This window comes from Streptomyces sp. NPDC087440 (assembly GCF_044744005.1).
GTDB lineage: Bacteria > Actinomycetota > Actinomycetes > Streptomycetales > Streptomycetaceae > Streptomyces.
This window is the reverse complement of record NZ_JBIUXN010000006.1, coordinates 102,826-123,875: the sequence shown is the minus strand read 5'-3', so window position 1 is coordinate 123,875 and position 21,050 is coordinate 102,826. Positions and strand designations below refer to the sequence as shown.

Below are 21,050 nucleotides of genomic sequence, written 5' to 3'. Positions count from 1 at the left end.
CGTTCTGGTCGGACCGATGGGGGTCGGCAAGACCACCGTCGGCGCGCTGCTCGCCGAGCGGCTCGGTGTCCCGCACCGGGACACCGACGCGGACATCGTCGCAGCTCAGGGCCGTGAGATCGCCGACATCTTTGTCGACGACGGTGAGGAGCACTTCCGCGAGCTGGAGCGGGAGGCCGTCTCGGCGGCCGTCGCCGAGCACACGGGCGTGCTCGCCCTCGGCGGCGGGGCGATCCTCGACGCGTCGACGCGGGAGCTGCTCTCGGCACACCCGGTCGTCTACTTGTCGATGGACGTCGAGGAGGCCGTGAAGCGCACCGGGCTGAACCAGGCCCGCCCGCTGCTCGCCGTCAACCCGCGCAAGCAGTGGCGCGAGCTGATGGAGGCCCGCCGCACCCTGTACACCGAAGTCGCCCGGGTGGTCGTCGCCACCGACGGGCGCACCCCCGAAGAGGTCGCCCAGGCGGTCCTGGACGCACTGGAGTTGAAGGACGCATGACGGAGCAGGCAGGAGCGCCGACGCGGATCACCGTCGGCGGCACGGACGGCACCGAGGCGTACGACGTCCTGGTGGGGCGGCAGTTGCTGGGCGAGCTTCCCGCTCTGATCGGGAAGAAGGCCAAGCGGGTCGCCGTACTGCACCCCGAAGCCCTCGCCGAGACCGGTGAGGCGCTGCGGGCGGACCTCGCTGACCAGGGCTACGAGGTCGTCGCGATCCAGCTGCCCAACGCCGAGGAGTCCAAGACCGTCGAGGTCGCGGCGTACTGCTGGAAGGCGCTCGGGCAGACCAACTTCACCCGCACCGACGTGATCGTCGGCGTCGGCGGCGGGGCCACCACGGACGTCGCGGGCTTCGTCGCGGCGACCTGGCTGCGCGGGGTGCGCTGGATCGCCGTACCGACGACCGTGCTCGGCATGGTGGACGCGGCCGTCGGCGGCAAGACCGGCATCAACACCGCCGAGGGCAAGAATCTGGTGGGGGCCTTCCACCCGCCCGCCGGGGTGCTCTGCGACCTCGCGGCGCTGGACTCGCTGCCGGTCAACGACTACGTGTCGGGGCTCGCGGAGATCATCAAGGCCGGTTTCATCGTCGACCCGGTGATCCTGGACCTGATCGAGGAGGACCCGCAGGCGGCGCGCACGCCCGCCGGGCCGCACACCGCCGAGTTGATCGAGCGTTCCATCCGGGTCAAGGCGGAGGTGGTGTCCGGGGACCTCAAGGAGGCCGGACGCCGCGAGATCCTCAACTACGGCCACACGCTCGGCCACGCGATCGAGAAGAACGAACGCTACAACTGGCGGCACGGCGCGGCCGTCTCGGTCGGCATGGTCTTCGCCGCCGAACTCGGGCGGATCGCCGGACGGCTGGACGACGCGACCGCCGACCGGCACCGCTCCATCCTGGAGTCGGTCGGGCTGCCGCTCACCTACCGGGGCGACCAGTGGCCCAAGCTGGTCGAGAACATGAAGGTCGACAAGAAGTCGCGCGGTGACCTCCTGCGCTTCATCGTCCTGGACGGGCTGGGCAAGCCCGTCGTGCTGGAGGGCCCGGACCCGGCGATGCTGCTGGCGGCACACGCGGAGATCGCGTCGTGAGCGGCGGCCGCCAGGTGCAGGGGACCGGGCACACGCCCCGGGTCTTCGTGCTCAACGGGCCGAACCTGGGGCGGCTCGGCTCCCGCGAGCCGGACGTGTACGGGGCGACCTCGTACGCGGGGCTGGTCGAGGAGTGCCGGCGGCTCGGCAAGGAACTCGGCTTCGCCGTCGAGGTCCGCGAGACCAACGACGAGGGCGAGCTGATCCGCTGGCTGCACGAGGCGGCGGACGGCTCCATTCCGGTCGTGCTCAACCCGGGGGCCTTCACCCACTACTCGTACGGGATGCGGGACGCGGCGGCCCAGCGCACCGCCCCGCTGATCGAGGTGCACATCTCGAACCCGTACACCCGTGAGGAATTCCGCCACACCTCGGTGGTCGCGGCCGTCGCGAGCGGCACGATCGCGGGCTTCGGGATCGGGTCGTACCGGCTCGCACTGCGGGCGCTCGCGGAGGAACTCGACGGCTGAGACCGCCGTCTGACAGGGCAGGGCACGTATCGTTCGCCCCCGTCGTTCACCTGGTGAACGACGGGGGCGGTACCGTTCGAGGGTTCGACCCGGTCCTTTCGGGTCAGCATCACCACGGTTCCGATGTATCGATCGGCCCGGCAACAGTCGCCTGTACGAGACGGAGTGGCACCGGATGCAGCACGTAGTGGGGGCGCCGCTGCCACCGCCGCACGATTCTGGCCAGAGCTGGGCGGGAGCCCCGGGAGCCTCTGGGCCCGCGGGGGCCGCCCCGCACCCGCCCGTCGGTCCGCCGGCGCCGCAGGGGCCGCCGCTTCCGCCGCACACGCCGCCGCAGGCGCCCGCGCCTCCGCACGCTCCTGCGCCCGCGCCGGGATTCAACGGGAACGGGCAGGGGCCGGTCGCCCCGCAGCCGCAGCCCTACTCCGGGCCCGGTCCCGGGGCAGGTCCCGGTCCGCAGCACGCCCCGGTGCCGTCCGGGGCGCGGGACACCACCGGGCACATCCAGCTGCCGCCGGGCGGCCCCGTACCGCTGCCGCAGGCGCCGGGAGCGCCCGGGCACGCCGGCACGGGCACCACCACGCTCGCCGTGCTGCTGATAGGCCCCGCGGGGGCGGGCAAGACCACCGTGGCCAAGTACTGGGCGCAGAGCCGCCGGGTGCCGACGGCGCACATCAGCCTGGACGACGTGCGCGAGTGGGTGTGCTCCGGGTTCGCCGACCCGCAGGGCGGGTGGAACGACCACTCCGAGGCCCAGTACCGGCTGGCACGGCGCACGTGCGGATTCGCGGCGCGCAACTTCCTGGCCAACAACATCTCCTGCATCGTCGACGACGCGGTCTTCCCCGACTGGCCCGTGGTGGGACTCGGCGGGTGGAAGCGGCACGTGGGCCCCGGGCTGCTCCCGGTGGTGCTGCTGCCGGGGCTTGAGGTCGTCCTGGAGCGCAACGCCAAGCGCAGCGGCAACCGACGGCTCAGCGACGAGGAAGTCGCCCGGATCCACGGGCGGATGGCCGGTTGGTACGGGTCGGGGCTGCCCATCATCGACAACTCGCAGTTCGACGTGCCGACCACCGCGCGGCTGCTGGACGAGACCCTCGCCCGGGCCATGGCGAGCCCGCCGACCTGGTAGCCGGGGCTCCCGCCCCCGGTCGGACGCGCTCGGGCGGCGGGCGGTGGCGGGCGTACCTACGTTGAGGGCATGTCCGATGCCCATGGAATTCGTCGTGGGCGGCTGCGCGACCGTGCGGCCGCCGCGGGCAGTGAGGCGGCGCTCGTCTCCCGGCCCGCCAACGTCCGCTACCTCGCGGGGAGCGCCCCGCCCGGGGCCGTGCTGCTCATAGGGCCCGGGGGACCCGAGAGCGACGTACTGCTGTGTCCCCGCACGCCCGAGGGGACGCCCGTGGAGGGGCGGCCCGACGAGGCGCTCAGGGTCAGCGTGCTGCCCGTTCCCGGGGCGGACGCGGCCGTGGCGGCGGCGGGCTTCGCCGCGGCGGCGGGGGCCGGGTCGCTGGCCGTGGAGGAGCACCACCTGACGGTGGCCCGGTACCGGGCCCTCGGGTCGGTCGCGCCGCGCATGCGGCTCGCGGAGCTGGGCTCCGCCGTCGAGCAGCAGCGCATCGTGAAGGACCAGGAGGAGATCGCGTGCCTGCGGACGGCCGCGGAGATCACCGACCAGGCGCTGGGGGAGCTGCTGGAGTCGATCCTGGTGGGCAGGACGGAACGGCATCTCGCGCTGGAGCTGGAGCGGCGGCTCGTCGACCACGGGGCGGACGCCCCCGCCTTCGCCACCTCGGTCGGCACCGGGCCGCATTCGGGTCGAAGCGGACACCGGCCGACGGACCGTCGGGTCGAGGAGGGCGATTTCCTGTCGGTGTGCCTCGGCGCGAACTTCCGGGGATATCGGTGCGAGATCGGGCGGACCTTCGTGATCGGGACCGCCCCTGCGGACTGGCAGATCGAGCTGTACGACCTGGTCTTCGCCGCCCAGCGGGCGGGCCGGGAGTCCCTCGCGCCCGGCGTCGAGTACCGCGAAGTGGACCGCGCGGCACGGCAGTCACTGGAGGCGGCAGGGTACGGCGAAGCCCTTCCGGCGGCCACCGGACACGGCGTGGGGCTCGAAATCGTGGAGGACCCGCAGTTGGCACCGTCGGCCATGGGTAAACTGGACGCTTGTGTGCCGGTCACCGTCGAACCGGGGGTTCACCTCCCAGGTCGGGGCGGAGTCCGGATTGACGACACTCTCGTCGTACGCCCCGAGGCGGACGGCGGACCCGAGCTACTCACCATTACGACCAAGGAGCTCCTCGCGCTCTAGCCGAGGGCGTTCCGTCGGTCGTTCCACCAGTCCAGGAGATTCCGCAACCGTGGCTTCCACGAACGACCTCAAGAACGGCATGGTGCTCAAGCTCGACGGAGGCCAGCTCTGGTCCGTCGTCGAGTTCCAGCACGTCAAGCCCGGCAAGGGCCCTGCCTTCGTGCGCACCAAGCTGAAGAGCGTCATGTCCGGCAAGGTCGTCGACAAGACGTTCAACGCCGGCACGAAGGTCGACACGGCCACCATCGACCGTCGCGACATGCAGTTCTCGTACATGGACGGCGACTACTTCGTCTTCATGGACATGGACACGTACGACCAGCTCATGGTCGACCGCAAGTCCGTCGGCAACACCGCCAACTTCCTGATCGAGGGCTTCACCGCCTCGGTCGCGCAGCACGAGGGCGAGGTGCTCTACGTCGAGCTCCCGGCCGCCGTCGAGCTGACGATCAAGCACACCGACCCGGGTGTGCAGGGCGACCGCTCCACCGGTGGCACCAAGCCCGCCATCCTGGAGACCGATTACGAGATCGGCGTCCCGCTGTTCATCACGACCGGCGAGAAGATCAAGGTCGACACCCGCACGGGCGACTACCTCGGCCGGGTGAACAGCTAACCGTGGCCGCTCGCAACAACGCCCGCAAGCGCGCGTTCCAGATCCTCTTCGAGGCCGATCAGCGCGGCACGTCCGTGCAGAATGTCCTCGCGGACTGGGTCCGGCACTCGCGGAGCGACGAGCGACAGCCGCCGGTGACCGAATACACGATGGAGCTGGTCGAGGGGTACGCCCAGTACGCGCCCCGCATCGACGAGCTCATCGAGACCTATGCCGAGGGCTGGGACCTCGACCGCATGCCGGTCGTGGACCGCAACATCGTCCGGCTCGGTACGTACGAGCTGGTGTGGGTGGACGGGACCCCGGACGCCGTGGTGATCGACGAGGCGGTTCAGCTCGCCAAGGAGTTTTCCACCGACGAGTCCCCGTCGTTCGTGAACGGCCTCCTCGGCCGCTTCAAGGATTTGAAGCCGAAGCTGCGCCGCGAGGAGAGCTGACGCTCTCGACGCGGGGTGTGCGCCGCTGACGAAGGGCCTGCGGTACGGGTGATCCCGTACCGCAGGCCCTTCGGCGCGTCGGGGGCCCTGTGCGGGGCCTTCCGTCGGGCTCGTGCGGTCCCGTGCGGGCGTGTCGTGGGTCTCGGTCTTGTGCGGGTGCGTCGTGGCTGGTCGCGCAGTTCCCCGCGCCCCTGACGGCATGCCCTCCGGGCAGCCGTCCCCCTCAGCGAAAACCGCCGGGGGCGGTGGGAACCACATGGTTCCCACCGCCCCCGGCGGTACGTTTCTTCTCTTGTGGCACCCGGGGTGACGGGGCCGAGGGTCAGACCTCTTCGTGGCCGACCGCGCGACGCGCGTCCGCGTCCAGGACGCCCCAGCTGATGAGCTGTTCGGTCAGGACCGAGGGCGACTGGTCGTAGATCACGGCCAGGGTGCGCAGGTCGTCCTGACGGATCGACAGCACCTTGCCGTTGTAGTCGCCGCGCTGCGACTGGATGGTGGCCGCGTACCGCTGGAGCGGGCCGGCCTTCTCCGCCGGAACGTGCGCGAGACGCTCCAGGTCGAGACGGAGCTTCGGCGGCGGCTCGGCCGCTCCGCCGGGCGTGGTGCCGGGCAGGAGCTCCTGGACGGGGACCCCGTAGAAGTCCGCCAGCTCGGCGAGGCGCTGCACGGTCACGGCACGGTCGCCGCGCTCGTACGAACCCACCACGACCGCCTTCCAACGGCCCTGGGACTTCTCCTCGACACCGTGGAGGGAAAGGCCCTGCTGGGTGCGGATCGCGCGGAGCTTGGCCCCGAGCTGCTTGGCGTATTCGCTGGACATAAAGCTCCCCGGACGCTGGAACATTGCGGCTCCGCCGCGTGGCTGGTAACTCACTGTGAGGTTACGCAGCGTTACTTGGCTGCGTCAAGCCGAACGGGTGGGAGCCCCGTGGGACAAGGGGTCCGAGGGGTTCCCCACCCTGGGGGAGAGGCATTACGGGGCCCCTGGTACCGTGGAACACGCACATCTCGACGTCCTTTAAGAACCGTCCCGTGAGGCGGAGAAGGAGGTCCGTTTTTATGGACGCCAGTAACACAGCCAATTCCGGAATTTCCGGCGAAGGCGATGCGGCCCGGCCCGTTCTCGAAGGCCCCGACATCGCCCGGGTACTGACCCGTATCGCCCATGAAATCGTCGAACGCGCCAAGGGCGCCGACGACGTGGTTCTCCTCGGCATTCCGACCCGCGGCGTTTTCCTCGCCCGCCGGCTCGCGGCCAAGCTCGAAGAGATCACCGGCCGCCCGATGCCGGTCGGCTCCCTCGACATCACGATGTACCGCGACGACCTGCGGATGCGCCCCGCGCGCGCCCTCGCTCGTACGGAAATCCCCGGCGACGGCCTCGACGGCCGCCTGGTGGTCCTCGTCGACGACGTCCTCTTCTCCGGCCGCACCATCCGCGCCGCTCTCGACGCCCTGGGCGACCTCGGCCGCCCGCGCGCGGTCCAGCTCGCGGTCCTCGTCGACCGGGGCCACCGCGAACTGCCGATCCGCGCCGACTACGTCGGCAAGAACCTCCCCACGTCCCTGCGGGAGACGGTCAAGGTCCAGCTCGCCGAGGAGGACGGTCGCGACACCGTGCTGCTCGGTGTCAAGCAGACCGCCCCGGCCGACAGCAAGTAGCCCCAGCCGCCTCGTACGGCCCGCGATCCGGGTCGTACGGACGCTGCTGCCTGCCGTCATGCCTTCCCACCTCCTCCGTACACCTGGAGAGAACCCAAGATGATGCGTCACCTCATCTCGGCCGCCGACCTCACCCGCGACGACGCCGTCCTGATCCTCGACACCGCCGAGGAGATGGCCCGGGTCGCCGACCGGCCGATCAAGAAGCTGCCCACGCTGCGCGGGCGGACCGTCGTCAACCTCTTCTTCGAGGACTCGACCCGGACCCGGATCTCCTTCGAGGCGGCCGAGAAGCGCCTGTCGGCGGACGTCATCAACTTCACCGCCAAGGGGTCGTCCGTCTCCAAGGGCGAGTCGCTCAAGGACACCGCGCAGACGCTGGAGGCCATGGGCGTCGACGCGGTCGTCATCCGGCACGGCGCGAGCGGGGCCCCGTACCGCCTCGCCACCTCCGACTGGATCGACGCGACCGTCATCAACGCCGGTGACGGCACCCACCAGCACCCCACGCAGGCCCTGCTGGACGCCTTCACCATGCGCCGCCGCCTCGTCGGCCGCGACGCCGGGCTCGGCCAGGACCTCGAAGGCAAGCGGATCACGCTCGTCGGCGACGTCCTGCACAGCCGGGTCGCCCGCTCCAACGTCGACCTGCTGCACACCCTCGGCGCCGAGGTCACCCTCGTCGCGCCGCCCACCCTGCTGCCGATCGGCGTCGAGAACTGGCCTGCCGAGGTGTCGTACGACATCGACAGCGTCCTCGCCAAGTCCGACGCGGTGATGATGCTCCGCGTCCAGCGCGAGCGCATGAACGCCGCCTTCTTCCCCACCGAGCGCGAGTACTCGCGCCGGTACGGCCTGGACGGCGAGCGGATGGCGAAGATGCCCGAGCACGCCATCGTCATGCACCCCGGCCCGATGGTCCGCGGCATGGAGATCACCGCCGAGGTCGCCGACTCCGACCGCTGCACGGTCGTCGAGCAGGTCGCCAACGGCGTCTCCGTGCGGATGGCCGTCCTCTATCTGCTTCTCGGCGGCAACGAGTCCGCCGCCGCCCAGTAAGACCCTTCGTACCGAGGAGAGCAAGAAATCATGAGCAAGACCCTGATCCGTGGTGCGAAGGTGCTGGGCGGCGAGGTCCAGGACGTCCTGATCGACGGCGAGACCATCGTCGAGGTCGGCACCGGTCTTTCCGCAGAGGGCGCCGAGGTCGTCGAGGCCGACGGCAAGGTCCTCCTGCCGGGCCTGGTCGACCTGCACACCCACCTGCGCGAGCCGGGCCGCGAGGACTCCGAGACCGTTCTGACGGGTACGCGGGCCGCCGCCTCCGGTGGTTACACCGCCGTGTTCGCCATGGCTAACACCTTCCCGGTCGCCGACACCGCCGGTGTCGTCGAGCAGGTCTACCGGCTCGGCAAGGAGTCCGGCTACTGCGACGTGCAGCCCATCGGCGCCGTCACCGTCGGCCTGGAGGGCAAGAAGCTCGCCGAGCTGGGCGCGATGCACGACTCGGCCGCCGGGGTGAAGGTCTTCTCCGACGACGGCAAGTGCGTCGACGACGCGGTCATCATGCGCCGCGCCCTGGAGTACGTGAAGGCCTTCGGCGGCGTCGTCGCCCAGCACGCCCAGGAGCCCCGCCTCACCGAGGGCGCCCAGATGAACGAGGGCGTCGTCTCGGCCGAGCTCGGTCTCGGCGGCTGGCCGGCCGTCGCCGAGGAGTCGATCATCGCCCGGGACGTGCTGCTGGCCGAGCACGTCGGCTCCCGCGTGCACATCTGCCACCTGTCGACCGCCGGATCGGTGGAGATCGTACGGTGGGCCAAGTCGCGCGGCATCGACGTCACCGCCGAGGTCACGCCGCACCACCTGCTGCTCACCGACGAGCTGGTCCGCTCGTACAACCCGGTCTACAAGGTGAACCCGCCGCTGCGCACCGAGAAGGACGTCCTGGCGCTCCGCGAGGCCCTGGCCGACGGCACGATCGACATCGTCGCCACCGACCACGCCCCGCACCCGCACGAGGACAAGGACTGCGAGTGGGCCGCCGCCGCCATGGGCATGGTGGGCCTGGAGACCGCGCTGTCCGTCGTCCAGCAGACGATGGTCGAGACGGGCCTCCTGGACTGGGCCGGTGTCGCCGAGCGCATGTCCGCCAAGCCCGCCGCCATCGGCCGCCTGGAGGGCCACGGCCGTCCGATCGCCGCCGGGGAGCCCGCGAACCTCACCCTCGTGGACGCCGCTTACCGTGGACAGGTGGACCCCGCGGGCTTCGCCTCCCGCAGCCGCAACACCCCCTACGAGGGTCGTGAGCTGCCGGGACGCGTCACCCACACCTTCCTGCGGGGCCGGGCAACGGTCGTGGACGGGAAACTCGCGTGACAACTCACCTGGTAATGGCGGCAAGCCTGGCAGCCGAGCAGAAGTCGGCGGAGGTGACGAACTGGTCGGGACGCATCGGCTGGGTCGTCGGACTCGGTCTCTTCGTCGCCCTCGTCTACTGGCTGATGCGCCAGGGCTGGAAGTGGCGCGGCACCCTCCAGTCGGACCTGCCCGAGCTCCCCGAATCGCCGTCGGAGCCGGGTGCGGCGAAGCTGAGGATGAGCGGCCGGTACCACGGCTCCACCACCGCCGGGCAGTGGCTCGACCGGATCGTGGCCCACGGCCTGGGCACGCGCAGCCGGGCCGAGCTCACCCTGACCGACCAGGGGCTGGACGTCGTACGCCCCGGCGCGGACGACTTCTTCATCCCGCGCGCGCAGCTCGTCGAGGCCCGCCTCGACAAGGGCATCGCGGGCAAGGTCCTCGCGGAGGGCGGCCTCCTGGTCGTCACCTGGGAGCACGGCGGCAAGCAGCTGGACTCCGGCTTCCGCTCCGACAGGGCGGCGGAGCACGCGGCCTGGGTCGAGGCGATCAACACCATGAACAACGCAGTTACTACGGAAGGCACCGCACGATGACGATCTCCACCCGGGGAGCCGGACAGGCTCCCGCCGTACTCGTCCTGGAGGACGGCCGCAGCTTCCGCGGCCGCGCCTACGGGGCCGTGGGGGAGACCTTCGGCGAGGCGGTGTTCAACACCGGCATGACCGGTTACCAGGAAACCCTCACCGACCCCTCGTACCACCGTCAGGTCGTCGTGATGACCGCCCCGCACGTGGGCAACACCGGCGTCAACGACGAGGACGACGAGTCGGCGAAGATCTGGGTCGCCGGATACGTGGTCCGCGACCCCGCCCGCATCCCGTCCAACTGGCGCTCGCAGCGCTCCCTGGACGACGAGCTGAGCAAGCAGGGCGTCGTCGGGATCTCCGGCATCGACACCCGCGCCCTCACCCGCCACCTGCGCGAGCGCGGCGCCATGCGCGTCGGCATCTTCTCCGGCGAGGCGCTGGCCGACGAGGCCACCCTGCTGGAGCGGGTCAAGCAGGCCCCCCAGATGAAGGGCGCCGACCTCTCCGCGGAGGTCGCCACCAAGGAGACGTACGTCGTCCCCGCGGTCGGCGAGAAGCGCTTCACCGTCGCCGCCATCGACCTCGGCATCAAGGGCATGACCCCGGCGCTGATGGCCGAGCGCGGCATCGAGGTCCACGTGATGCCCGCCACGGCCACCGCCGAGGACCTGTACGCCGTCGGCCCCGACGGTGTCTTCCTCTCCAACGGCCCCGGCGACCCGGCCACCGTCGACCTGACCGTCATCAAGGAGGTCCTCGCCAAGAAGACCCCCCTGTTCGGCATCTGCTTCGGCAACCAGATCCTCGGCCGCGCGCTCGGCTTCGGCACGTACAAGCTGAAGTACGGCCACCGCGGCATCAACCAGCCGGTGCAGGACCGCACCACCGGCAAGGTCGAGGTCACCGCGCACAACCACGGCTTCGCCGTCGACGCGCCCCTCGACAAGGTCTCGGACACGCCCTACGGCCGCGCCGAGGTCTCCCACGTCTGCCTGAACGACAACGTGGTGGAGGGCCTCCAGCTCCTCGACCAGCCCGCGTTCAGCGTCCAGTACCACCCCGAGGCAGCGGCAGGGCCGCACGACGCCGCGTACCTGTTCGACCGCTTCGTACAGCTCATGGAGGGCCAGCGTGCCTAAGCGCACCGATATCCAGTCCGTCCTGGTCATCGGCTCCGGCCCGATCGTCATCGGCCAGGCCGCGGAGTTCGACTACTCCGGCACCCAGGCCTGCCGCATCCTCAAGGCCGAGGGCCTGCGGGTCATCCTGGTCAACTCGAACCCCGCGACGATCATGACCGACCCGGAGATCGCCGACGCCACGTACGTCGAGCCGATCACCCCGGAGTACGTCGAGAAGATCATCGCCAAGGAGCGCCCCGACGCCCTCCTGCCGACCCTCGGCGGTCAGACCGCGCTCAACACCGCGATCTCCATGCACGAGCAGGGTGTGCTGGAGAAGTACGGCGTGGAGCTGATCGGCGCCAACGTCGAGGCCATCAACAAGGGCGAGGACCGCGACCTCTTCAAGGGCGTCGTCGAAGAGGTCCGCAAGAAGATCGGGCACGGCGAGTCCGCCCGCTCGGTCATCTGCCACACGATGGAAGACGTGATCAAGGGCGTCGACACCCTCGGCGGCTACCCCGTCGTCGTGCGCCCCTCCTTCACCATGGGCGGCGCCGGCTCCGGCTTCGCGCACGACGAGGAGGAGCTGCGCCGCATCGCCGGACAGGGCCTCACGCTCTCCCCGACCACCGAGGTGCTCCTGGAGGAGTCCATCCTCGGCTGGAAGGAGTACGAGCTGGAGCTGATGCGCGACAAGAACGACAACGTCGTGGTCGTCTGCTCCATCGAGAACTTCGACCCGATGGGCGTCCACACCGGCGACTCGATCACCGTCGCCCCCGCGATGACGCTGACCGACCGCGAGTACCAGCGCCTGCGCGACATCGGCATCGCGATCATCCGCGAGGTCGGCGTCGACACCGGCGGCTGCAACATCCAGTTCGCGGTCAACCCCGACGACGGCCGCATCATCGTCATCGAGATGAACCCCCGCGTCTCGCGCTCCTCGGCGCTGGCGTCGAAGGCGACCGGCTTCCCGATCGCCAAGATCGCCGCCCGCCTGGCCGTCGGCTACACGCTGGACGAGATCCCCAACGACATCACCGAGAAGACGCCGGCCTCCTTCGAGCCGACCCTCGACTACGTCGTCGTCAAGGTCCCGCGCTTCGCCTTCGAGAAGTTCCCGGCCGCCGACGCCACCCTCACCACCACCATGAAGTCGGTCGGCGAGGCCATGGCCATCGGCCGCAACTTCACCGAGGCCCTCAACAAGGCGCTGCGCTCCCTGGAGAAGAAGGGCAGCCAGTTCACCTTCGTCGGCGAGCCCGGCGACAAGGCCGAACTCCTGGAGATCGCCAAGGTCCCCACCGACGGCCGCATCAACACCGTCATGCAGGCCATCCGGGCCGGCGCCACCCAGGAAGAAGTCTTCGACGCCACGAAGATCGACCCCTGGTTCGTCGACCAGCTGTTCCTGATCAAGGAGTACGCGGACGAGCTGGCCGCCGCCGACAAGCTGGAGCCCCAGCTGCTGGCCGACGCCAAGCGTCACGGCTTCTCCGACGTGCAGATCGCCGAGATCCGCGACCTGCGCGAGGACGTCGTCCGCGAGGTCCGGCACGCGCTGGGCGTCCGCCCGGTCTACAAGACGGTCGACACCTGCGCCGCCGAGTTCGCCGCCAAGACCCCGTACTTCTACTCCTCGTACGACGAGGAGAGCGAGGTCGCGCCGCGCGAGAAGCCCGCCGTGATCATCCTGGGCTCCGGCCCGAACCGCATCGGCCAGGGCATCGAGTTCGACTACTCCTGCGTCCACGCCTCCTTCGCGCTCAGCGACGCGGGCTACGAGACCGTGATGGTCAACTGCAACCCGGAGACCGTCTCCACCGACTACGACACCTCCGACCGCCTGTACTTCGAGCCGCTGACGCTCGAAGACGTGCTGGAGATCGTCCACGCGGAGTCCCTCGCGGGCCCCATCGCCGGTGTCATCGTCCAGCTCGGCGGCCAGACCCCGCTGGGTCTCGCCCAGGCGCTCAAGGACAACGGCGTGCCCGTCGTCGGCACCTCCCCGGAGGCCATCCACGCCGCCGAGGACCGCGGCGCGTTCGGCCGGGTGCTCGCCGAGGCCGGTCTCCCGGCCCCCAAGCACGGCACCGCCACCACGTTCTCCGAGGCCAAGGCCATCGCCGACGAGATCGGCTACCCCGTCCTCGTACGCCCGTCGTACGTGCTCGGCGGCCGCGGCATGGAGATCGTCTACGACGAGACCCGCCTCTCCTCCTACATCGAGGAGTCCACCGAGATCAGCCCGGACCGCCCGGTCCTGGTCGACCGCTTCCTCGACGACGCGATCGAGATCGACGTCGACGCCCTCTACGACGGCACCGAGCTCTACCTCGGCGGCGTCATGGAGCACATCGAGGAAGCCGGCATCCACTCCGGCGACTCCGCCTGCGCGCTGCCCCCGATCACCCTCGGCGGCCACGACATAAAGCGCCTGCGCGCCTCGACCGAGGCCATCGCTCGCGGTGTCGGGGTCCGTGGCCTGATCAACATCCAGTTCGCCATGGCCGGGGACATCCTCTACGTCCTCGAAGCCAACCCGCGCGCCTCGCGCACCGTCCCCTTCACCTCGAAGGCGACCGCGGTGCCGCTGGCCAAGGCCGCCGCCCGCATCTCGCTGGGCGCCACCGTCGCCGAGCTGCGCGCCGAGGGCATGCTCCCGGCCACCGGCGACGGCGGCACGCTGCCGCAGGACGCGCCGATCTCCGTCAAGGAGGCCGTGATGCCGTGGAGCCGCTTCCGCGACATGCACGGACGAGGCGTCGACACGGTGCTCGGCCCGGAGATGCGCTCCACCGGCGAGGTCATGGGCATCGACTCGGTCTTCGGCACGGCGTACGCCAAGTCGCAGGCCGGTGCGTACGGCCCGCTGCCCACCAAGGGCCGCACCTTCATCTCGGTCGCCAACCGCGACAAGCGCTCGATGATCTTCCCGGCCCGCGAGCTGGTCGCCCACGGCTTCGAGCTGCTGGCCACCTCCGGCACCGCCGAGGTCCTCAAGCGCAACGGCATCAACGCCACCGTCGTGCGCAAGCAGTCCGAGGGCGAGGGCCCGGGCGGTGAGAAGACCATCGTCCAGCTGATCCACGACGGCGAGGTCGACCTCATCATCAACACCCCGTACGGCACGGGCGGCCGCCTCGACGGCTACGAGATCCGTACGGCGGCGGTCTCCCGCTCCGTCCCCTGCCTCACCACGGTCCAGGCGCTCGCCGCCGCCGTGCAGGGCATCGACGCGCTCAACCGCGGCGACGTGGGGGTCCGCTCCCTCCAGGAACACGCGGAACATCTGACCGCGGCCCGCGAGGACTGAGCGGCCAGGGAGGGGGACACCGGAAGCATCCGGTGTCCCCCTCTTCGCGAGCCCCCTCACCCAGACTTCTGCGAAGGCACCCATGTACAAGTTCTTCTTCAACCTCGTCTTCAAGCGGATGGACCCCGAGAAGGCCCACTACCTGGCCTTCCGCTGGATCCGCCTGGCCGCCCGCGTCCCCGTCCTGCGTACGTTCGTGGCCGCCGCCCTCGCTCCGCGCTTCACGGAGCTCCGTACGGAGGCCCTCGGCCTGCGCATGCACGGCCCGTTCGGCCTGGCCGCCGGGTTCGACAAGAACGCCGTGGCCATCGACGGCATGACCATGCTCGGCTTCGACCACATCGAGATCGGCACCGTCACCGCCCAGCCGCAGCCCGGCAACCCCAAGAAGCGCCTCTTCCGCCTGATCGCGGACCGCGCGCTCATCAACCGCATGGGTTTCAACAACGAGGGCTCGGAGGCCGTGGCCGCCCGCCTGGCGGCCCGCAACCCGGTCTTCAAGGCGACCGTCGGCGTCAACATCGGCAAGACCAAGGTCGTCCCGGAGGAGGAAGCGGTCGGCGACTACGTGGCGTCCACCGAACGCCTCGCCGCCCACGCCGACTACCTCGTGGTCAACGTGTCCTCCCCGAACACCCCGGGCCTGCGCAACCTCCAGGCCACCGAGTCGCTGCGCCCGCTGCTCACCGCCGTACGCGAGGCGGCCGACCGCACGGTCACCGACCGCCGCGTCCCGCTCCTGGTCAAGATCGCCCCGGACCTCGCGGACGAGGACGTCGACGCGGTCGCCGACCTGGCCCTGGAGCTGGGCCTCGACGGCATCATCGCCACCAACACCACCATCGCCCGCGAGAGCCTGGGCCTGAAGTCCTCCCCGGAGCTGTACGGCGAGACCGGCGGCCTCTCCGGCGCCCCCGTCAAGGCGCGCTCCCTGGAGGTCCTGCGCCGCCTGTACGCCCGTGTGGGCGACGACCTCACCCTCATCGGGGTGGGCGGCATCGAGAACGCCGAGGACGCCTGGCAGCGCATCCTCGCGGGCGCCACCCTCATCCAGGGCTACAGCGCCTTCATCTACGAGGGCCCCTTCTACGCCCGCGCGATCCACAAGGGCCTGGCCGCGCGCCTCGCCAACAGCCCGTACCAGACCCTCGCCGAGGCCGTCGGCGCAGACACCCGGAAGAAGGCCTCCGCATGACCCCGTTCGGTACGCGTCTTCGCGCCGCCATGGACACCCGCGGCCCCCTCTGCGTCGGCATCGACCCGCACGCCTCGCTGCTGCAGGCCTGGGGCCTGGACGACGACATCAAGGGCCTGGAGACCTTCACCCGGACCGTCGTGGAGGCGCTGGCCGACCGGGTCGCCGTCCTCAAGCCGCAGTCCGCGTTCTTCGAGCGCTTCGGCTCGCGCGGCGTCGCCGTCCTGGAGAAGGCCGTCGAGGAGTCCCGCGCCGCCGGGGCCCTGGTCCTGATGGACGCCAAGCGCGGCGACATCGGCTCCACCATGGGCGCGTACGCCGCCACCTACCTGGACCCGGCCTCCCCGCTCTTCTCCGACGCGGTGACCGTCTCCCCGTACCTCGGCTTCGGCTCGCTGCGCCCCGCGCTCGACCTGGCCGCCGCGAACGGCGCGGGCGTTTTCGTCCTCGCCCTCACCTCCAACCCGGAGGGCGCCGAGGTGCAGCGCGCCACCGCCGCCGACGGACGCTCGCTGGCCCAGCTGATGCTGGACCACATGGCCGCCGAGAACGCGGGCGCCGACCCGATGGGCTCCGTCGGCGCGGTCGTCGGCGCGACCCTGGGCGACGCGGGCGCGGACCTCGCGATCAACGGCCCGCTGCTCGCCCCCGGCATCGGCGCGCAGGGCGCGACCCCGGCCGACCTTCCCGGCGTCTTCGGCTCCGCCGTCGGCAACGTCGTACCGAGCGTGAGCCGGGGCGTCCTGCGCCACGGCCCCGACAAGACCGGACTGAGGGATTCCGCACAGCGCTTCGCGGACGAGGTGCGCGAGGCGGTCGCCGGGGCCTGAGAGGCCTGTCGGAAGACCTGACGCAGCACGGAGGGCGCGGACCGGAGACGGGTTCGTGCCCTCCGTGCGTCGGGCCGGGGCGCGATGTTGACGCATTCCTTACCCAAAACCAGGGCGATATGGGGCAAATGTCCTGGTCGTCTGAGGCTGACCAGGACTTTTAGTCCGTTCTCACTGACGGGAGCGGCCAACCCCGCTAGTCTCCGACGAGAGCAAACGCACAGCTCCACCGTGTGTTTGGTCACCGCGTGCGGGGTTACTAGCTCTGCGCCGGTCCGTATCCGACAGTTCGACATCCGAGGTGACGTAGGCGTGGCTCTTCCGCCCCTTACCCCTGAACAGCGCGCAGCCGCGCTCGAAAAGGCCGCCGCGGCTCGCCGGGAGCGGGCCGAGGTCAAGAATCGACTCAAGCACTCCGGCGCTTCCCTCCACGAGGTCATCAAGCAGGGCCAGGAGAACGACGTCATCGGGAAGATGAAGGTCTCCGCCCTCCTTGAGTCCCTGCCCGGCGTGGGCAAGGTCCGCGCCAAGCAGATCATGGAGCGGCTCGGCATCTCCGAGAGCCGCCGGGTGCGCGGTCTCGGCTCCAACCAGATCGCATCCCTGGAGCGCGAGTTCGGCGGCAGCCCGGCCTGATCGTCCCTCCAGGACGACCGGGCCGTACTCCCCGTCCACGCACACGGCGATTGACTCGCGGTCCGGGCACGCCCGGGAAGCTGGAATAATCGCTCCATGGCTGCAACATCCCGGGGGACGTCCCCCGTACCCCCGGACGCACGTCCGCGGCTGACCGTGCTCTCCGGCCCCTCCGGGGTCGGCAAGAGCACGGTCGTGTCGCACATGCGCAAGGTCCACCCCGAGGTCTGGCTCTCCGTGTCGGCCACCACCCGCAAGCCGCGGCCCGGTGAGAAGCACGGTGTGCACTACTTCTTCGTCACCGACGAGGAGATGGACAAGCTGATCGCCAACGGCGAGCTGCTGGAGTGGGCCGAGTTCGCGGGCAACCGCTACGGCACCCCGCGCAACGCGGTCGTCGAGCGCCTGGAGGCGGGCGAGCCCGTCCTCCTGGAGATCGAGCTGGAGGGCGCCCGCCAGGTCAAGGAGTCGATGTCGGACTCCCAGCTGGTGTTCCTCGCGCCGCCGAACTGGGACGAGCTGGTCCGCCGCCTCACCGGGCGCGGCACCGAATCGCCCGAGGTCATCGAGCGTCGGCTCGCCGCCGCCAAGATCGAACTGGCCGCCGAGTCCGAGTTCGACACCACCCTTGTCAACACCTCCGTCGAGGACGTAGCACGTGAGCTGCTAACGTTGATGGAAGTTGTTTGATCTTTGTCCACTTTTTCGGGCGCCCCAGAAGACCGGTCCTCCGGGAAGCCGGGTATCCCGGAAGTTTTCGGAAGGTAGAGCGTGTCCTCTTCCATCACCACGCCCGAGGGCATCATCAACCCGCCGATCGATGAGCTGCTCGAGGCCACGGACTCGAAGTACAGCCTCGTGATCTACGCGGCCAAGCGCGCGCGCCAGATCAACGCGTACTACTCCCAGCTCGGCGAGGGCCTGCTGGAGTACGTCGGTCCGCTGGTGGACACCCACGTCCACGAGAAGCCCCTCTCGATCGCCCTGCGTGAGATCAACGCGGGCCTGCTGACCTCCGAGGCCATCGAGGGTCCGGCCCAGTAGCCAGTAGTCAGTACGAAAATTTGGCAGCACCAGCACCTTCACCACAGGCCCGACGGGACTCCCGTCGGGCCTGTGGTGTGTGATGGTCCTGTACGCATCCGAAGAGCGCGGGGAGCGGTAGTGGTGGAGAAGCCGAAGGTCGTCCTGGGAGTCAGCGGTGGCATCGCCGCCTACAAGGCGTGCGAGCTGCTGCGCCGGCTGACCGAGTCCGGCCACGACGTACGGGTCGTGCCGACCGAGGCGTCCCTGCACTTCGTGGGCGCGGCCACCTGGTCGGCGCTGTCGGGCAACCCGGTCTCCACCGAGGTCTGGGACTCCGTCCACGAGGTCCCGCACGTGCGCATCGGCCAGCACGCCGACCTCGTCGTCGTCGCCCCCGCCACCGCCGACATGCTCGCCAAGGCGGCGCACGGCCTCGCCGACGACCTCCTGACCAACACCCTCCTCACGGCCCGCTGTCCGGTGCTCTTCGCCCCGGCCATGCACACCGAGATGTGGGAGCACCCGGCCACCCAGGAGAACGTCGCCACGCTGCGCCGCCGGGGCGCGGTCGTCCTGGAGCCCGCCGTGGGCCGCCTGACCGGCGTGGACACCGGCAAGGGCCGCTTCCCGGACCCGGTGGAGATCTTCGAGACCTGCCGCCGGGTCCTGGCGCGCGGTGTCGCTGCCCCCGACCTGACCGGCCGCCACGTCGTCATCAGCGCGGGCGGCACCCGCGAGCCGCTGGACCCGGTCCGCTACCTGGGGAACCGTTCCTCCGGCAAGCAGGGGTACGCGCTCGCGCGCACCGCCCTGGCGCGCGGCGCGCGGGTCACGCTCATCGAGGCGAACACCGGCCTGCCCGACCCGGCGGGCGCCGACATCGTGCGCGTGGGCACCGCCGTGCAGCTCCGCGAGGCGGTCCTGAAGGCCGCCGCGGACGCGGACGCGGTGGTGATGGCCGCCGCGGTGGCCGACTTCCGCCCCGAGACGTACGCCACAGGAAAGATCAAGAAGCAGGACGGCCAGGAGCCCGCGCCGGTCGCCCTCGTCCGCAATCCGGACATCCTCGCCGAGGTCGCGGGCGGCGGCACGGGTGCCCGGCTGCGGCCCGGTCAGGTGGTGGTCGGATTCGCCGCCGAGACCGACGACGTACTCGCCAACGGGCGCAAGAAGCTCCGGCGCAAGGGCTGTGACCTGCTCGTCGTCAACGAGGTGGGGGAGCGCAAGACCTTCGGCTCCGAGGAGAACGAGGCGGTCGTGCTCGCGGCGGACGGCGCGGAGACGCCCGTTCCGCACGGTCCGAAGGAAGCTCTGGCGGATGTCGTGTGGGACTTGGTCGTCCCTCGTCTGGGATCTGAGTCCGCCTAGAGCCTGCCTCACTCCTTCAGGGGTCGGAAATACGGTCAAAACAGCATTTTCGACCCCGTTCCCCGGCGTTTTGTCGTACTGCACGAGGCAGTGCCTCGGATCACACAATTGCCATTCGGTGAGACACGTGGTCCGACAGGCGGGAGCGACCGATAAAGTGGTCGCGGACCGACGCCGGGCGCAGCTCCCGGCAGGTCCGCCAATGATCAGCCAGCAGCCGCTGCAACCCCAGGGAGCGTTGTGTCCCGTCGTCTCTTCACCTCGGAGTCTGTGACCGAGGGCCACCCCGACAAGATCGCTGACCAGATCAGCGACACGATTCTCGACGCGCTCCTGCGGGAGGACCCGACCTCCCGGGTCGCCGTGGAGACCCTGATCACGACGGGCCTCGTGCACGTCGCCGGTGAGGTCACCACGAAGGCGTACGCGCCGATCGCCCAGCTCGTGCGCGAGAAGATCCTCGACATCGGCTACGACTCGTCCAAGAAGGGCTTCGACGGCGCCTCCTGCGGCGTCTCGGTGTCCATCGGCGCGCAGTCCCCGGACATCGCGCAGGGCGTCGACACCGCCTACGAGAAGCGCGTCGAAGGTGACGAGGACGAGCTCGACAAGCAGGGCGCGGGCGACCAGGGCCTGATGTTCGGCTACGCCTGCGACGAGACCCCGGAGCTGATGCCGCTCCCGATCCACCTCGCGCACCGTCTGTCGCGCCGCCTGTCCGAGGTCCGCAAGAACGGGACGATCCCGTACCTGCGCCCCGACGGCAAGACCCAGGTCACCATCGAGTACGACGGCGACAAGGCCGTCCGCCTCGACACGGTCGTCGTCTCCTCGCAGCACGCCTCGGACATCGACCTGGACTCGCTCCTGGCCCCCGACATCCGCGAGTTCGTCGTCGAGCACGTCCTCAAGCAGCTCGTCGAGGACGGCATCAAGCTCGACACCGAGGGCTACCGCCTCCTCGTCAACCCGACCGGCCGCTTCGAGATCGGCGGCCCGATGGGCGACGCCGGCCTCACCGGCCGCAAGATCATCATCGACACGTACGGCGGCATGGCCCGCCACGGCGGCGGCGCCTTCTCGGGCAAGGACCCGTCCAAGGTCGACCGCTCGGCCGCGTACGCGATGCGCTGGGTCGCCAAGAACGTCGTGGCCGCCGGTCTCGCCGCGCGCTGCGAGGTCCAGGTCGCGTACGCGATCGGAAAGGCCGAGCCGGTCGGTCTCTTCGTGGAGACCTTCGGCACCGCCACCATCGACACCGACCGCATCGAGCACGCCATCGCGGACGTCTTCGACCTCCGCCCGGCCGCGATCATCCGCGACCTCGACCTGCTGCGCCCGATCTACGCGCAGACGGCCGCGTACGGCCACTTCGGCCGCGAGCTGCCCGACTTCACGTGGGAGCGCACGGACCGTGTGGAGGCGCTGAAGAAGGCCGCCGGCCTGTAGGCCCTCGTACTTCGTACGGCTCTCGCTTGCGCGACGGCCCCGCATCCGCCCTTC

21 protein-coding genes are annotated in these 21,050 nt (G+C 70.4%); 20 read left to right on the top strand and 1 reads right to left on the bottom strand.

Annotation, left to right across the window (positions count from 1 at the left end):
• Positions 1–16: 16 nt before the first annotated feature.
• The 7 genes from ACIO3O_RS15175 to nusB all read left to right on the top strand — a co-directional run bounded on the left by ACIO3O_RS15175 (position 17) and on the right by nusB (position 5,436).
• Positions 17–499 (top strand): shikimate kinase, encoded by a 483-nt coding sequence (locus ACIO3O_RS15175; RefSeq protein WP_401745891.1) that lies wholly within the window; start codon positions 17–19, stop codon positions 497–499.
• Positions 496–1,596, top strand: coding sequence for a 3-dehydroquinate synthase (gene aroB / locus ACIO3O_RS15170; protein ID WP_401745447.1), 1,101 nt, complete (start codon positions 496–498; stop codon positions 1,594–1,596). The genes ACIO3O_RS15175 and aroB overlap by 4 nt, the downstream gene beginning before the upstream one ends.
• Positions 1,593–2,066 carry a type II 3-dehydroquinate dehydratase gene (aroQ, locus tag ACIO3O_RS15165; RefSeq protein ID WP_401745445.1) on the top strand — a complete coding sequence of 158 codons (474 nt, stop codon included), beginning with the start codon at positions 1,593–1,595 and terminating at the stop codon, positions 2,064–2,066. Before aroB ends, aroQ begins: the two co-directional genes overlap by 4 nt.
• Before the next feature lie 175 nt (positions 2,067–2,241).
• A complete protein-coding gene (locus tag ACIO3O_RS15160) occupies positions 2,242–3,198 on the top strand; it encodes an AAA family ATPase (RefSeq protein WP_401745444.1) in 957 nt (318 codons plus the stop codon).
• A gap of 69 nt (positions 3,199–3,267) precedes the next feature.
• Positions 3,268–4,383: a M24 family metallopeptidase gene (locus ACIO3O_RS15155; RefSeq protein ID WP_401745442.1), complete on the top strand. Its 1,116-nt coding sequence runs from the start codon at positions 3,268–3,270 to the stop codon at positions 4,381–4,383.
• Positions 4,384–4,432: 49 nt separating this feature from the next.
• Positions 4,433–4,999, top strand: coding sequence for an elongation factor P (gene efp / locus ACIO3O_RS15150; RefSeq protein ID WP_401745440.1), 567 nt, complete (start codon positions 4,433–4,435; stop codon positions 4,997–4,999).
• 2 nt (positions 5,000–5,001) lie between these two features.
• Positions 5,002–5,436, top strand: coding sequence for a transcription antitermination factor NusB (nusB, locus tag ACIO3O_RS15145; RefSeq protein ID WP_189827350.1), 435 nt, complete (start codon positions 5,002–5,004; stop codon positions 5,434–5,436).
• A 322-nt stretch (positions 5,437–5,758) separates the two neighbouring features.
• Here nusB and bldD read toward each other — a convergent pair whose 3' ends face one another.
• A complete protein-coding gene (bldD, locus tag ACIO3O_RS15140) occupies positions 5,759–6,259 on the bottom strand; it encodes a transcriptional regulator BldD (RefSeq protein WP_185030598.1) in 501 nt (166 codons plus the stop codon).
• 239 nt (positions 6,260–6,498) lie between these two features.
• On the opposite strand from bldD, the gene pyrR reads away from it, so the two are divergent.
• From pyrR to metK, 13 genes are all read left to right on the top strand, one after another.
• Positions 6,499–7,101, top strand: coding sequence for a bifunctional pyr operon transcriptional regulator/uracil phosphoribosyltransferase PyrR (pyrR, locus tag ACIO3O_RS15135; protein ID WP_401745438.1), 603 nt, complete (start codon positions 6,499–6,501; stop codon positions 7,099–7,101).
• A gap of 99 nt (positions 7,102–7,200) precedes the next feature.
• Positions 7,201–8,160: an aspartate carbamoyltransferase catalytic subunit gene (locus ACIO3O_RS15130; RefSeq protein WP_189827348.1), complete on the top strand. Its 960-nt coding sequence runs from the start codon at positions 7,201–7,203 to the stop codon at positions 8,158–8,160.
• Between the two features lie 30 nt (positions 8,161–8,190).
• Positions 8,191–9,477: a dihydroorotase gene (locus ACIO3O_RS15125; RefSeq protein ID WP_401745436.1), complete on the top strand. Its 1,287-nt coding sequence runs from the start codon at positions 8,191–8,193 to the stop codon at positions 9,475–9,477.
• 14 nt (positions 9,478–9,491) lie between these two features.
• Positions 9,492–10,055 (top strand): hypothetical protein, encoded by a 564-nt coding sequence (locus tag ACIO3O_RS15120; RefSeq protein WP_401745889.1) that lies wholly within the window; start codon positions 9,492–9,494, stop codon positions 10,053–10,055.
• Entirely contained in the window at positions 10,052–11,188 is a 1,137-nt protein-coding gene (gene carA / locus ACIO3O_RS15115) for a glutamine-hydrolyzing carbamoyl-phosphate synthase small subunit (RefSeq protein WP_401745434.1), read from the top strand. The genes ACIO3O_RS15120 and carA overlap by 4 nt, the downstream gene beginning before the upstream one ends.
• Complete coding sequence (gene carB / locus ACIO3O_RS15110; RefSeq protein ID WP_401745432.1) at positions 11,181–14,492, top strand: carbamoyl-phosphate synthase large subunit; 3,312 nt, start codon at positions 11,181–11,183, stop codon at positions 14,490–14,492. The genes carA and carB overlap by 8 nt, the downstream gene beginning before the upstream one ends.
• An 82-nt stretch (positions 14,493–14,574) precedes the next feature.
• A complete protein-coding gene (locus ACIO3O_RS15105; RefSeq protein ID WP_401745430.1) occupies positions 14,575–15,687 on the top strand; it encodes a quinone-dependent dihydroorotate dehydrogenase in 1,113 nt (370 codons plus the stop codon).
• Positions 15,684–16,517 carry an orotidine-5'-phosphate decarboxylase gene (pyrF, locus tag ACIO3O_RS15100; protein WP_401745428.1) on the top strand — a complete coding sequence of 278 codons (834 nt, stop codon included), beginning with the start codon at positions 15,684–15,686 and terminating at the stop codon, positions 16,515–16,517. Before ACIO3O_RS15105 ends, pyrF begins: the two co-directional genes overlap by 4 nt.
• A gap of 312 nt (positions 16,518–16,829) precedes the next feature.
• Positions 16,830–17,153, top strand: a complete 324-nt coding sequence (locus ACIO3O_RS15095; protein ID WP_003970367.1) for an integration host factor — start codon at positions 16,830–16,832, stop codon at positions 17,151–17,153.
• 96 nt (positions 17,154–17,249) lie between these two features.
• Positions 17,250–17,843: a guanylate kinase gene (gene gmk / locus ACIO3O_RS15090; RefSeq protein ID WP_401745426.1), complete on the top strand. Its 594-nt coding sequence runs from the start codon at positions 17,250–17,252 to the stop codon at positions 17,841–17,843.
• A gap of 81 nt (positions 17,844–17,924) precedes the next feature.
• Positions 17,925–18,197, top strand: coding sequence for a DNA-directed RNA polymerase subunit omega (gene rpoZ / locus ACIO3O_RS15085; protein ID WP_003970369.1), 273 nt, complete (start codon positions 17,925–17,927; stop codon positions 18,195–18,197).
• 123 nt (positions 18,198–18,320) lie between these two features.
• A complete protein-coding gene (gene coaBC, locus ACIO3O_RS15080) occupies positions 18,321–19,547 on the top strand; it encodes a bifunctional phosphopantothenoylcysteine decarboxylase/phosphopantothenate--cysteine ligase CoaBC (protein ID WP_401745424.1) in 1,227 nt (408 codons plus the stop codon).
• 240 nt (positions 19,548–19,787) lie between these two features.
• Entirely contained in the window at positions 19,788–20,996 is a 1,209-nt protein-coding gene (gene metK / locus ACIO3O_RS15075; RefSeq protein ID WP_401745422.1) for a methionine adenosyltransferase, read from the top strand.
• The last annotated feature ends 54 nt before the right edge of the window (positions 20,997–21,050 follow it).

Excerpts from the sequence above, each read along its gene's own strand:
- ACIO3O_RS15175 (WP_401745891.1), top strand. The coding sequence starts at position 17 with ATGGGGGTCGGCAAGACCACCGTCGGCGCGCTGCTCGCCGAGCGGCTC.
- aroB (WP_401745447.1), top strand. The coding sequence starts at position 496 with ATGACGGAGCAGGCAGGAGCGCCGACGCGGATCACCGTCGGCGGCACG.
- ACIO3O_RS15160 (WP_401745444.1), top strand. The coding sequence starts at position 2,242 with ATGCAGCACGTAGTGGGGGCGCCGCTGCCACCGCCGCACGATTCTGGC.
- ACIO3O_RS15155 (WP_401745442.1), top strand. The coding sequence starts at position 3,268 with ATGTCCGATGCCCATGGAATTCGTCGTGGGCGGCTGCGCGACCGTGCG.
- bldD (WP_185030598.1), bottom strand. The coding sequence starts at position 6,259 with ATGTCCAGCGAATACGCCAAGCAGCTCGGGGCCAAGCTCCGCGCGATC.
- pyrR (WP_401745438.1), top strand. The coding sequence starts at position 6,499 with ATGGACGCCAGTAACACAGCCAATTCCGGAATTTCCGGCGAAGGCGAT.
- ACIO3O_RS15130 (WP_189827348.1), top strand. The coding sequence starts at position 7,201 with ATGATGCGTCACCTCATCTCGGCCGCCGACCTCACCCGCGACGACGCC.
- ACIO3O_RS15125 (WP_401745436.1), top strand. The coding sequence starts at position 8,191 with ATGAGCAAGACCCTGATCCGTGGTGCGAAGGTGCTGGGCGGCGAGGTC.
- ACIO3O_RS15120 (WP_401745889.1), top strand. The coding sequence starts at position 9,492 with ATGGCGGCAAGCCTGGCAGCCGAGCAGAAGTCGGCGGAGGTGACGAAC.
- carA (WP_401745434.1), top strand. The coding sequence starts at position 10,052 with ATGACGATCTCCACCCGGGGAGCCGGACAGGCTCCCGCCGTACTCGTC.
- ACIO3O_RS15105 (WP_401745430.1), top strand. The coding sequence starts at position 14,575 with ATGTACAAGTTCTTCTTCAACCTCGTCTTCAAGCGGATGGACCCCGAG.
- pyrF (WP_401745428.1), top strand. The coding sequence starts at position 15,684 with ATGACCCCGTTCGGTACGCGTCTTCGCGCCGCCATGGACACCCGCGGC.
- gmk (WP_401745426.1), top strand. The coding sequence starts at position 17,250 with ATGGCTGCAACATCCCGGGGGACGTCCCCCGTACCCCCGGACGCACGT.